Genomic DNA, 11,522 nt, shown 5'->3' with positions numbered 1-11,522 from the left:
GTCCGGGGAAATCTGGGTGGTCATCGACAAAAAGGCCTCAAAGCTGGTTGTTCATGCCGAGCAATGCGACCCCCGGCGCACCGCTTCGATTCCTCCCGAAGGAATGTTATCGGCGGAGAAACGGACTGTAATGCGCCCGGTTCAATCAACTTTCGCGGAGCTTGAAAATATTGCGTTTTGAAGCCGGCAAATTGAGCGAAACCTCATATAATCAAGAGGATGCGCGATGATCGAAGAGACCTCACAAGATGGTGCGCAGCGGCGTGATCTGGCCTTCAGCTACCGGCTTTACAGCCCGGCGGATTCAACCGGCGAATGTCTCTTCCTGCTGCATGGATCGGGTGTCGACGAGACGACATTGGTGCCGCTGGCACGAGAGATCGCACCGCGGGCCAAGCTGATCGCGGTGCGTGGCCGCATTGTCCAGGAGGATGGTTTCCGCTGGTTCGCGCGCATCACGCCGACGCGCTTCGAACAGCACAGCATCCGCACCGAGACCGATGCCTTTGCGGGCTTCGTCGCCGACGCGGCCACACGCCACCATCTCGATCTCTCACGCGCGACGTTCCTCGGCTATTCGAACGGCGCCAATCTGGTTTCAAGCCTGATGCTGCTGCATCCGGAGCTCGTCGAGCGCGCCGCGCTGCTGCGGCCGATGCCGGTGCTCGATCACGTGCCGGCGACGGATTTGTCAAAGGTGCGCGTCCTGATGATCGCCGGCGCCGCGGATCTCACCTATTCGCCCTTCGCCCCTGCTCTGGTGACATTGCTCAGCCAGCATGGCGCCGAGATCGACGCCCGGATTGTCCCATCAGGTCATGAATTCGGCAGCGCCGACGCCGCAATCGTCAGACAATGGCTGTCGGGATCCGCGGCGGTGGCGCAGGCAAGCTGACAGGCTCGCCGCCACGACCAGCCGGCCTACCCTCGTCCCATCCTGTTCCAGGCGTCCAGCCCTGCAATCTTGTAGGCTTCGGCGAGCGTCGGATAGTTGAAGGTGTTGTTGACGAAGAAGTCGACGGTGCCGCCGAGATTGATCACCGCCTGGCCGATGTGGATGAGCTCGGTGGCGCCCTCGCCGATGATGTGCGCGCCGAGCAGACGGCGCGTTTCGACCGAGAACAACAGTTTCAGGAAGCCGGTGTTGACGCCCATGATATGGCCGCGCGAGGTCTCGCGAAAGCGCGCCACGCCGATCTCATAGGCCGCACCGCTTTCACGCACCTGTTCCTCGGACTGGCCGACCGTCGAGATTTCCGGCACCGCATAGATGCCATAGGGGAATGTTTCCGGTGGCGGCGGCAACGGCACGCCGAAGGCATGGCAGGCCGCCACCCTGCCCTGCTCCATCGAAGTCGAGGCCAGGCTCGGAAAGCCGATGACGTCGCCGGCGGCGTAGATGTTCGGCACGCTGGTCTGGAACGTATGCGGATCGACCTTGATGCGCCCTCTGGAGTCGGCGTCGATTCCCACGACATCGAGGCCCAGGTTGCCGACATTGCCGGTGCGGCCGGCGGCGTAGAGCACGACCTCTGAACGAATGGTGCGGCCATCGGCCAGTTCCACCTCGGCGGCATCAGGCTTGGAGCGGATTTCCTTCACCGCGCTGCCCAGCCGGATGGTCATGCCGCGATCGCGCATCTGGTGGATGAAATCGTCGACGATCTCGCGGTCGACGAAATCGAGGATGGAGTTGCGCGGCTCGACCAAGGTTACCGGCACGTCGAGCGCGGAAAAGATCGTTGCATATTCGACCCCGATGACGCCGGCGCCGATCACCGTCAGCGTGCGCGGCAAGCGGTCGAGTTCCAGCATCTCGTCGCTGTCGAAGATTCGGGTCTTGTCGAAAGGCACATCGCGCGGCCGGTGCGGCCTGGTGCCGACCGCGATCAGCGCATTAGCAAAACCGACCTCGCTGTAATCGCCGGTGTCGGTGGTCAGGCTGACCTTGTTGGGGCCAAGGAATTTCACCGCAGCCCGGGCGCTCTTGACCGTGTTGCGCATGAACTGGTGCTGCAGCACCTCGACCTCATGGTCGAGCGTCTTGTGCAGGCGCTCGACCAGATCGCCGACCGAGATATCCTGCTTGACCCGGTAGCCGCGCCCGTAGAAGCCGCGCTCACGCCAACCCGAAAGGTTGAGCACCGTTTCGCGCAGCGTTTTCGACGGGATGGTGCCGGTATGCACCGAGACACCGCCCAGACGCCGGCCGCGATCGACCACCAGCACCGATTTGCCGAGCTTGGCCGACTGCACCGCGGCCCGGCGACCGGAAGGGCCGCTGCCGATGACCAGCATGTCGTAGTCCATATTGCCCCGTCCCCTGCCATGTGCGCTTTTGCTGCGCCGCAGCAAGCTAATGCTATCCGCGCCGCAAATTCAACCGGTTCAGATTGCGCCTGGCGCCTTGAAGGCCGGCGCACCGCAAGAAGCCCGATCTTGATTCCGCCACAGGCCTTCACCATTTCATGGCTGAGCGGTCCGCACCCTATGTCGGACCTTGTTACGAGGAAATGACATGAACGCGCGCGTTCTCGACGGCGAAATCATCACCAGCAGGCTCGACGATGTCAGGGCCTATGACGGCGTGCGCACGAAGCGCATCCTGGCTTTCGTGATCGACTATGTCATCGTCGCGCTGCTTACCATTCCGTTTGCCATTCTGGTGTTCTTCCTCGGGCTTTTGACCCTCGGGCTTGGCTGGATGCTGTTCGGTATCCTGTTGCCGACTGTGGCCATCCTCTACATCTGGAACACGCTGGGCAGCACCGACCAGGCCACCACGGGCATGAAGATGATGGGCATCCGGCTCGACCGGCTCGACGGCAGGCCGATCGACGGCCTCACCGCGGTCGTCCATTCGGTGCTGTTCTGGGCCGGCAACGTCATCCTGTCGCCGCTCGTCCTGCTGGTGACGCTGTTTTCCGACCGCAAGCGCACCTTGCACGATCTTTTGCTTGGCACGGTCGTCAGCCGCACGGACCGCTGAAACGGCCCTCTGAAGAGCAGTCGCAACCGATTGAGCACAAATGTGAAGGCGTCGAGTCGACCACGCCCACATAATCCTGTTGAATTTTTCGCCGTCCGCGCCAAAGGTAGAGCGATTCGAAGGAGTGTTTCCAAGGCTCGATGACGCAGCATCCGACCCAGTCGCCGCAGTTCTTCCTGACCGCGCCGTCGCCGTGCCCCTATCTCGACGGCCAGTTCGAGCGCAAGGTGTTCACGCACCTGGTTGGCGACAAGGCGGCGGAGATGAACGACCTCTTGACCCAAGGCGGCTTCCGGCGCTCGCAGAACATCGCCTACAGGCCGGCCTGCGAGACCTGCCGCGCCTGCGTTTCGGTACGCATCCTCGCCCAGGAATTCGTCGCCAGCCGCAACATGAAGCGCGTGCTGCAGCACAATTCCGATCTCGTCGGCCACATGCACAATGCCGAGCCTTCGACCGAACAATATTCCCTGTTCCGCAGCTATCTCGATGCCCGCCACCGCCGTGGCGGCATGTCCGACATGACGGTGCTCGACTATGCGATGATGGTCGAGGATACCCATGTCGACACCAAGGTGATCGAGTATCGGCGGCGTGGACCAGACACGTTCATCACCGGCAAGGGACAGGGCGAGCTGATCGCGGTGGCGCTCACCGACAAGATGGCCGACGGCCTGTCGATGGTCTATTCCTACTTCAATCCCGATTTCGAGGAACGGTCGCTCGGCACGTTCATGATCCTCGACCACATCGCCCGCGCCAGGGCGATGGGCCTGCCCCATGTCTATCTCGGCTACTGGGTCAACGGCTCGCGCAAGATGAATTATAAGATGCGCTTCATGCCGCAGGAGCATCTCGGCCCGAAGGGCTGGGAGCGCTACACCAACGAAGCGGTCGCGCGCTGATTACTCTTTCCCAAGTCCGGGCTTAAACATTTTCAATCGAGACGATGCTGGTCTTTCCGCTGGTTGGCGGAGAGCGTGCGATTGCGCCGGTCCGCCATCCTCTCCCGAATTCATTGTGAAAGTCGCTGCATGTCGTCTCACGATACTCACACCAAAGGACTTCTGCTCACCGCATTTGGCGGGCTGACGCTGACCGTGGACATCCCGCTGATCCGGCTCGCCCACGGCGAGGCATGGACAATCCTGCTGCTGCGCACCGGCTGCACCTTGGCCGCGGCACTGATCATGTGGACCATCTGGCGCTCGTTCAGCAAGAATGCGCCGCAGCTGATACCTGGCTGGTCGGGCCTGATCGTTGCCGCGATCTACGGGCTCGGCGCGATTGCGTTCATCACAGGCGTCTACAACACCTCGACCGCCAACCTGGTGTTCATCCTGGCCTTCACAACCATGTTCGCCGCGCTGCTTTCATGGGTGTTCCTGAAGGAGCGGCCGCGGCCGCTGACCCTTGCGGCATTGGCCATGATGATTGTCGGCGTCGTCATCATCGTCGGCGATTCCGTTGGCACCGGACATCTGTTCGGCGACCTGATGGCGTTGTGTTCGGCCTTCCTGATCGCCTGCGCCATCACCATCTCGCGCGCCAGCGGCAAGGATATGGGCTTTACCTCACTGATCGGCGTCGTCCTGCCCTTCGGGCTGGCGGCGTTCATGGTCTCCAACACCGGCTTTCAGGTGGAGGCGCCCTGGTGGATCATCCTCAACGGCGCCGTCGTCATGCCGATTGCGTTCTTCTGCCTTGCCGCCGGGCCGAAATACATTTCGGGCCCTGAAGTGGCGATGTTCTACCTGCTCGAAACCGTGCTGGCGCCGGTCTGGGTGTGGATGATCTTTGCCGAAACACCGACGCGCAACAGCCTGATCGGCGGCGCGATCCTGATCGTCACGCTGATCGCGCATTCGCTGTGGCAGCTTCACGAGGGACGCAAGCGGCGTGGCGACCTTGCGGTGCAACATCCGGTCTAAGGCGCGTTGAGATCAGGCGCTGGCCTTCTTCGCCACGTCGGGTTCCGGCAGGACCTCGATTTGCGGACCGGCTTCGATTTCGGCTGGCGAGCCCGGGACGACTTCATCGGCCATTTCCACCTCGCGAAGCCATTCGCGCCAGATCGCGACCAGCAGGGCCATCAGCACCGGGCCGATGAACAGACCGAGAAACCCCATGGTCTTGACGCCGCCGATCAGGCCGAAAAACGTCGGCAGGAAGGGCAGTTTTATCGGCCCGCCGACGAGCTTCGGGCGCAGTGTCTTGTCGACGATGAACAGTTCGACCGCACCCCAGAGGAACAGTGCCAGCCCGGCCATCGGCGAGCCGCTGGCGGCCAGATAGATCGAGACCAGCGTGAACGACAGTGGCGCACCGCCAGGGATCAGCGCCATGACGCCGGTCAAGGCGCCAAGCGTGACCGGCGACGGCACGCCGGCCAGCCAGTAGGCGATGCCCAGCACCAGGCCTTCGCCGATGGCGATCACGGTCATGCCGGTCACGGTCGACGAGATCGTCGCGGGCACGACGCGCGAAATCCGTTCCCATCTGGTCGGCAGGATGCGTTCGCCGAGACGGTCGACCTGGCCGGCAAAATGCTCGCCGTCGCGATAGGCGAAGAACAACGCGATCATCATGAACAACAATGTCAGGAGCAAGCCGAAAGCGCTGCCGCCGGCGGCCAGCACACCGCGATAGATGCTGCCGATGTTAGCGCCGCTGACCAGCTGGATCAGTTCACCAATGCCGCCGGGATGGCCGAAATTGGTCGTCCACTGCTGGTTCAGCCACTCGCCCACGACAGGCATGGTGGCGATCCAGTGCGGTGTCACCGCGCCATGACGGTTGGTCTCGATCGCCCAGGCGACCCATTCGCGGACCTCGTTGATCGCATAGGTGCCGGCGAGCGCGATCGGGATCACCAGGAAGGCTAAGATAAAGAGGATGGCTAAGGTCGCGGCGATGGTGCGGTTGCCACTGACCGCGACAAGCAGGCGGCGGTAAAGCGGCCAGCTTGCGAAAGCGATGACGAGCGCCGCCAGCACCGGAAACAGGAAGCCGTGGAAGAAATAAACGCCGGCGGCGACGATCAGCACCAGCAGCCAGCGCGCCGCCGACAGCGGCGGGATGACGGCGGACCTGAGCGGCGTCGACAGGCCGAACAGGCGTTGCTGCCGTTCCGGTTTCTGGATTTTTGCTTCCTTCAAACGCCTGGCTCTCCCAAACACCCCTCCTGTCTATGCACTGATATAGTGCAGCAATCGTGACGATAGTCCAAATGATTGGGGATCTCCCCCCTCGAGGGGGAGATGGCCGGCAGGCCAGAGGGGGTCGCCGCGCGTGAAGCGCTAACCTCCTCTGCCGGCGAAGGAGGTCGCGTCCAGTCGTGCCGACCCCCTCTGTCGCCTTTGGCGACATCTCCCCCTCGAGGGGAGATTAGCAGCGCTACCCAAATTTCCCCGTCCTCGGGAATCCCTTCGGCACCATCCGTCCGGCCGACGCACGGGCACCGATCCACTCGGCCAGTTCCTCGCGCGACCTTGTGAAGGTGCGGTCGGCCGAATCCTGCCAGGAGAGGCCGGTCTCCAGCGTGAACGGTTTGAGATCGAGAAGGCCGCCATCCTTGTATTTCTGCAGCCGCACGCCCTTGCCGCGGCCCATCTCCGGAATCTCGGCGAGCGCGAACACCAGCATCTTGCGATTCTCGCCGACGATGGCGAGATGGTCGCCGGTGACCGGGATGCAGCGCTTGGCTTCGTCCGGCGCCTTGACGTTCATCACCTGCTTGCCCTTGCGGGTGTTGGCGACGACTTCCTCCTCCGGCACGATGAAACCGTTGGCGTCGTGCGAGGCCAGCAGCAGCTTGCGCTTCGGGTCGTGGACGAAGGCGGTGACGATGTCCTGGTCATTGTCCATATCGACGATGATGCGGATCGGCTCGCCATGGCCGCGCCCGCCAGGCAGCCGGTCGGCGCCGATGGTGTAGAATTTGCCGCCGGTGGTGAAGACCAGCACCTTGTCGGTGGTCTGGGCATGGAAGGCGAGCTTGAGGCTGTCGCCCTCCTTGAAGGTCAGCGTCGAGAGATCGGCCAGATGCCCCTTCATCGCCCGCAGCCAGCCCTTTTCCGACACGACGACCGTGACCGGCTCGCGCTCGATCATGGCGTGTGCGATGTCGGCCAGATCATGCTCGGGCGCGTCGGCGAACTGGGTGCGGCGCTTGCCGAGTTCGGTCTCCGGACCGAACTTGTCGCGGATGTTGGTGACTTCCCATTTGATCGTCGCCCACTGCTTCTCGTTTGAAGCAAGCAGTGCCTCGATCTGCTTCTTCTCCGCGCTCAGGCCGTCGAATTCCTTGCGGATCTCGAATTCTTCAAGCTTGCGCAGAGCGCGCAACCGCATATTGAGGATGGCTTCGGCCTGGGTGTCGGTGAGCGACCAGCGGGCCATCATCACCTGCTTTGGCTCATCCTCCTCGCGGATGATCCTGATCACCTCGTCGATGTTGAGGTAGGCGATCAAATAGCCGGCAAGTATCTCCAGCCGTCTTTCGATCTCGCCAAGCCGATGTTTCGAGCGGCGGATCAAAACCTCGCGGCGATGCTCGAGCCACTCCTGCAGTACGCCCTTCAGCGACAGCACGTTGGGCACCTTGCCGCGCGACAGGACGTTCATGTTGAGCGGGAAGCGGCTTTCGAGCTCGGTCAGCTTGAACAACGATTCCATCAAGATGCCGGGATCGACCGAACGGCTCTTCGGCACCAGCACGACGCGGACGTCCTCGGCGCTTTCGTCCCTGATGTCCTCGAGCAGCGGCAGCTTGCGTGCCATCAGCAGTTCGGCGATCTTCTCGATCAGCCGCGCCTTCTGCACGCCGTAGGGTATTTCGGTGACGACGATGCTCCAGGTGCCCCTGCCCTGGTCCTCCTGGAACCACTTCGAGCGCACGCGAAAGCCACCGCGGCCGGTTTGATAGGCTTCGAGGATCGAGGCGCGGCTGTCGACGATGATGCCGCCGGTCGGGAAATCCGGCCCCTGGACAAACTCCATCAGCTTCGCCACCGGCGCGTCCCGGTTTTCGATCAGGTGAAGTGCGGCATCGCAAAGCTCGGCGGCGTTGTGGGGCGGGATCGATGTCGCCATGCCCACCGCGATGCCGGACGAGCCGTTGGCCAGCAGATTCGGAAAGGCGCCGGGCAAAACCACCGGCTCCTCGTCTTCTTCATTGTAGGTCGGCCGATAATCGACGGCATCCTCGGTGATGCCGGACAAGAGTTCGGTCGCCACATCGGTCATGCGCGCTTCGGTGTAGCGCATGGCGGCGGCGTTATCACCGTCGATGTTGCCGAAATTGCCCTGCCCGTCGACCAAGGGATAGCGCATCGAAAAATCCTGCGCCAACCGCACCAGCGCGTCATAGATCGACTGGTCCCCATGCGGGTGGAACTTGCCCATCACCTCGCCGACGATGCGGGCGCATTTGGCAAAGCCCTGGTCGGGGTTGAGCCGCAGCAGGCGCATGGCGTGCATGATGCGGCGATGGACCGGCTTCAGTCCGTCGCGCACATCGGGCAGTGCCCGGTGCATGATGGTCGACAGCGCATAGGCCAGATAGCGCTCTTCCAGCGCCTTCTTCAGATCGACCGGTTCGATATGATCGCCACCGCCATTTTCAGGCGGCAAAAGCCTTTTTCCCATGGGCTCGGACTAGCCGAGCGGGTGATTCGCGGCAAGAGCCCGACAGAGATACCGGCCCTTCTGCAACACGAAACCGCACCCCGGGGGATGTCGGCCAACATCAGCCTGTTACATGCGGGTTCTATGGCCAAGCGCGACGACATCCGGCTATCGGCTCTTCATGACAAATTCACCGGTTTGCGCAAAGACGGTGGGATCGGGTTTGCCTTTCACCGCGATTTTTGACCAATGTGCCGGGACACGCCTTTTTCCGGTCCAGTTCGTCACGGAATGGTGATGGCGCAAATAATTGAAAAAACAATTTCAGGACACTCTCAGGGACCTTGCGATGACAATCAAACGCTCAACTCTTAGGAAATTAGCCCTTTCGACCTTCTTGCTCACGCTGCCGCTGAATGCGGCCCTCGCACAGGATACGGCAGTGGCCGACCGGCTGAAGGCCGCGCTTGTCGCACAAGGTGTCGACATCACCTGGACTGGCGTGACCGGCGACAACACCAGCATGGTGCTGCAGGGCGTTGCCATCAAACCGGCGGCGGAGAAGGAAGCGCTTCCCATCGGCGACGTCAAACTCGAAGGTGTGACCGAGGCAAATGGCGGCTATGACATCGCCACCGTATCGACGGCTGCCTTCACACACAGCAAGGACGGCGTCACCCTCGACCTCAGCCCCTTCGTCATCCATGACATGACAGTTCCGGCCGACGGCGCCACCGGCCCGCTCGGCTCGCTGATGATGTACAAGTCAGCCGAACTCTCGAACATGACCGTCAAGGTCGCCGACAAGACCGCCTTCTCGATGGATGGACTTGCCATCGAGATCACGCCGCCGGCGGACGGCAAGGCGATGGAATTCACCGCCACCACGGAGAAATTCAACGCCGACCTGACGCTGGTGGACGATCCGAAGTCCAAGGAAGTCATCAACGCGCTCGGCTACCAGAACATCGCGGGCAATCTCGAAATGGCCGGCACCTGGCAGCCCACGGACGGCAAGATGGAACTGTCGAAATACGACATCTCGGTCGAGAATGCCGGCACGCTCGGCATGACCTTCAATCTCGGCGGCTACACGCTGGACTTTATCAAGTCGCTGCAGGAAATGCAGAAGAAGATGGCTGCACAGCCCGAAGGCGCCGACAATTCGGCGCAAGGCATGGCCATGCTCGGCCTGTTGCAGCAGCTTTCGTTCAACAGCGCCTCGATCCGCTTCGACGACGATTCGCTGACCAACAAGGTTTTGGACTATGTCGGCAAGCAGCAAGGCATGTCCGGCAAGGACATCGCCAACCAGGCCAAGGCGATCGTGCCGTTCGGCATGGCGCAGCTCAACAATCCGGAACTGACGGCGCAGGTTACGGCCGCGGTCAGCAAATTCCTCGATGATCCGAAGAGCCTCGAAATCTCGGCCGAGCCGCCGGCATCCGTGCCGTTCGCACTGATCATGGCGGGCGCCATGTCCAACCCGCTCGACCTGCCGAAGACGCTCGGCGTCACCGTCAAGGCCAACGAAGACTGATCGAAGTAGTTCCCTTCTCCCCGTCACTATACGGGGAGAAGGTGCCGGCAGGCGGATGAGGGGCAGCGCCGACGCCTACAAATTGCAATTCATGCCGAACCGATTGCCTGTCAGAAGGCGTCAGCTGCAACGGCCGTTCGCCAATCGCCCGCATCCGCGCTGCCCCTCATTGTCCTGCCGGACATTTCTCCCCGTATAGAGACGGGGAGAAAGGGCAGTTGCAACGCCGCCGTCAGTCCTTCTTGGGCACGGCAACGCGCAGCGCCAGGTCGCGAAGCTGCTGCGGGCTCGCTTCCGAAGGCGCGTTCATCAACAGATCGTAGGCCTGCTGGTTCATCGGGAACATGGTGATCTCACGCAGGTTCTTGGCGCCGAGCAGCAGCATGACGACGCGGTCGACACCGGCGGCCATGCCGCCATGCGGCGGCGCGCCATACTGGAAGGCGCGGTAGAGGCCGCCGAAGCGCTCCTCGACCGTGGCGCGATCCAGCCCGACCGTCTCGAATGCCTTGACCATGGTTTCGGGCAGATGGTTGCGGATACCGCCGCTGGCGATCTCGAACCCGTTGCAGACCATGTCGTACTGGAACGCCTTGATGCCGAGCAGGTCCTCGCCATTCAGCGCATCGATGCCACCTTGCGGCATCGAGAACGGGTTGTGGGCGAAGTCGATCTTCTTCTCTTCCTCGTTCCACTCGAAGAACGGGAAGTCGACGATCCAGCACAGTTCGAAACGCTCGCGGTCGACAAGGTTCAGCTCCTCGCCGGCACGGGTGCGCGCAGCCCCCGCGAAGGAGACGAACTTCTTCGGATCCCCGGCGACAAAAAAGGCCGCATCGCCGTCGGCAAGGCCGAGTTGAAGGCGGATCGCCTCTGTGCGCTCCTCGCCGATGTTCTTGGCGAGTGGGCCGGCGCCTTCGAGCTTGTCACCCTCCTTGCGCCAGAAGATATAACCCAGCCCCGGCTGGCCCTCGCCCTGCGCCCAGGAATTCATGCGGTCGCAGAAGGCGCGGCTGCCGCCGGTCTTTGCCGGAATGCCCCACACCTCGGCCTTCGGATCGTTGGCCAGGATGTTGGCGAACACCTTGAAGCCGGAATCGCGAAAATGGTCGGAAACGGCCTGCATTTCGATCGGGTTGCGCAGGTCCGGCTTGTCGGAACCGTATTTGCGCATGGCCACATTATAGGGGATGCGTTGGAAATTCTGCGTCACCGGCTTGCCGTTGGCGAAGGTCTCGAAGACCCCGCGCATGACAGGTTCCATGGTCGAAAGCACGTCGTCCTGCTCGACGAAGCTCATTTCAAGGTCGAGCTGGTAGAACTCACCAGGGAGACGATCGGCGCGCGGGTCCTCGTCGCGGAAGC

The 11,522-nt window shown here is 62.3% G+C and carries 11 protein-coding genes; 7 read left to right on the top strand and 4 right to left on the bottom strand.

All coding sequences use genetic code 11. The features are described 5' to 3' along the window. Both EN939_RS37930 and EN939_RS07455 read left to right on the top strand, forming a co-directional pair. Nucleotides 1-181 (top strand): hypothetical protein (locus tag EN939_RS37930; RefSeq protein ID WP_206528268.1); only part of this gene is annotated, 181 nt, incomplete at its 5' end. Between the two features lie 45 nt (nt 182-226). After that, the gene (locus EN939_RS07455; RefSeq protein ID WP_127267509.1) at nt 227-895 is read left to right on the top strand and encodes an alpha/beta hydrolase; all 669 of its coding nucleotides are present in this window, start codon (nt 227-229) and stop codon (nt 893-895) included. 26 nt (nt 896-921) lie between these two features. Here the strand turns inward: EN939_RS07455 and sthA are convergent, their stop codons facing one another. Continuing rightward, nucleotides 922-2,310: a Si-specific NAD(P)(+) transhydrogenase gene (sthA, locus tag EN939_RS07450; protein WP_127267508.1), complete on the bottom strand. Its 1,389-nt coding sequence runs from the start codon at nt 2,308-2,310 to the stop codon at nt 922-924. Between the two features lie 208 nt (nt 2,311-2,518). Here sthA and EN939_RS07445 point away from each other — a divergent pair, with 208 nt between their 5' ends. From EN939_RS07445 to EN939_RS07430, 3 genes are all read left to right on the top strand, one after another. Further along, nucleotides 2,519-2,989, top strand: coding sequence for an RDD family protein (locus EN939_RS07445; protein WP_127267507.1), 471 nt, complete (start codon nt 2,519-2,521; stop codon nt 2,987-2,989). Nucleotides 2,990-3,129: 140 nt separating this feature from the next. Then, the gene (locus tag EN939_RS07435; protein ID WP_023810205.1) at nt 3,130-3,894 is read left to right on the top strand and encodes an arginyltransferase; all 765 of its coding nucleotides are present in this window, start codon (nt 3,130-3,132) and stop codon (nt 3,892-3,894) included. A 129-nt stretch (nt 3,895-4,023) separates the two neighbouring features. Then, entirely contained in the window at nt 4,024-4,920 is an 897-nt protein-coding gene (locus EN939_RS07430; protein ID WP_127267506.1) for a DMT family transporter, read from the top strand. 12 nt (nt 4,921-4,932) lie between these two features. On the opposite strand, the gene EN939_RS07425 is transcribed toward EN939_RS07430, so the two are convergent. Together EN939_RS07425 and parC are read right to left on the bottom strand one after the other, a co-directional pair. Next, nucleotides 4,933-6,147 (bottom strand): AI-2E family transporter, encoded by a 1,215-nt coding sequence (locus tag EN939_RS07425; protein ID WP_127267505.1) that lies wholly within the window; start codon nt 6,145-6,147, stop codon nt 4,933-4,935. Nucleotides 6,148-6,385: 238 nt separating this feature from the next. Then, nucleotides 6,386-8,638, bottom strand: coding sequence for a DNA topoisomerase IV subunit A (gene parC / locus EN939_RS07420; RefSeq protein WP_127267504.1), 2,253 nt, complete (start codon nt 8,636-8,638; stop codon nt 6,386-6,388). Between parC and EN939_RS07415 the strand changes: the two genes are divergently transcribed. Both EN939_RS07415 and EN939_RS07410 read left to right on the top strand, forming a co-directional pair. Then, nucleotides 8,594-8,863 carry a hypothetical protein gene (locus tag EN939_RS07415; protein WP_127258120.1) on the top strand — a complete coding sequence of 90 codons (270 nt, stop codon included), beginning with the start codon at nt 8,594-8,596 and terminating at the stop codon, nt 8,861-8,863. The two genes, parC and EN939_RS07415, sit on opposite strands and share 45 nt — an antisense overlap. Nucleotides 8,864-8,966: 103 nt before the next feature. Next, the gene (locus tag EN939_RS07410) at nt 8,967-10,157 is read left to right on the top strand and encodes a hypothetical protein (protein ID WP_127267503.1); all 1,191 of its coding nucleotides are present in this window, start codon (nt 8,967-8,969) and stop codon (nt 10,155-10,157) included. 232 nt (nt 10,158-10,389) lie between these two features. Here the strand turns inward: EN939_RS07410 and aspS are convergent. Then, nucleotides 10,390-11,522: aspartate--tRNA ligase (gene aspS / locus EN939_RS07405; RefSeq protein WP_127267502.1), on the bottom strand; the 1,133-nt coding region annotated here is incomplete at its 5' end.

Origin of the sequence: Mesorhizobium sp. M7A.F.Ca.CA.002.05.1.1 (genome assembly GCF_003998335.1) — a bacterium.
In the GTDB taxonomy this organism is placed as follows: domain Bacteria; phylum Pseudomonadota; class Alphaproteobacteria; order Rhizobiales; family Rhizobiaceae; genus Mesorhizobium.
The sequence above is the reverse complement of the archived record's forward strand: the minus strand, read 5'-3'. Positions and strand labels throughout refer to the sequence as shown.

Excerpts from the sequence above, each read along its gene's own strand:
- EN939_RS07415 (WP_127258120.1), top strand. The coding sequence starts at position 8,594 with ATGATCGCCACCGCCATTTTCAGGCGGCAAAAGCCTTTTTCCCATGGG.
- EN939_RS07435 (WP_023810205.1), top strand. The coding sequence starts at position 3,130 with ATGACGCAGCATCCGACCCAGTCGCCGCAGTTCTTCCTGACCGCGCCG.
- parC (WP_127267504.1), bottom strand. The coding sequence starts at position 8,638 with ATGGGAAAAAGGCTTTTGCCGCCTGAAAATGGCGGTGGCGATCATATC.
- EN939_RS07430 (WP_127267506.1), top strand. The coding sequence starts at position 4,024 with ATGTCGTCTCACGATACTCACACCAAAGGACTTCTGCTCACCGCATTT.
- EN939_RS07445 (WP_127267507.1), top strand. The coding sequence starts at position 2,519 with ATGAACGCGCGCGTTCTCGACGGCGAAATCATCACCAGCAGGCTCGAC.
- EN939_RS07455 (WP_127267509.1), top strand. The coding sequence starts at position 227 with ATGATCGAAGAGACCTCACAAGATGGTGCGCAGCGGCGTGATCTGGCC.
- EN939_RS07410 (WP_127267503.1), top strand. The coding sequence starts at position 8,967 with ATGACAATCAAACGCTCAACTCTTAGGAAATTAGCCCTTTCGACCTTC.
- sthA (WP_127267508.1), bottom strand. The coding sequence starts at position 2,310 with ATGGACTACGACATGCTGGTCATCGGCAGCGGCCCTTCCGGTCGCCGG.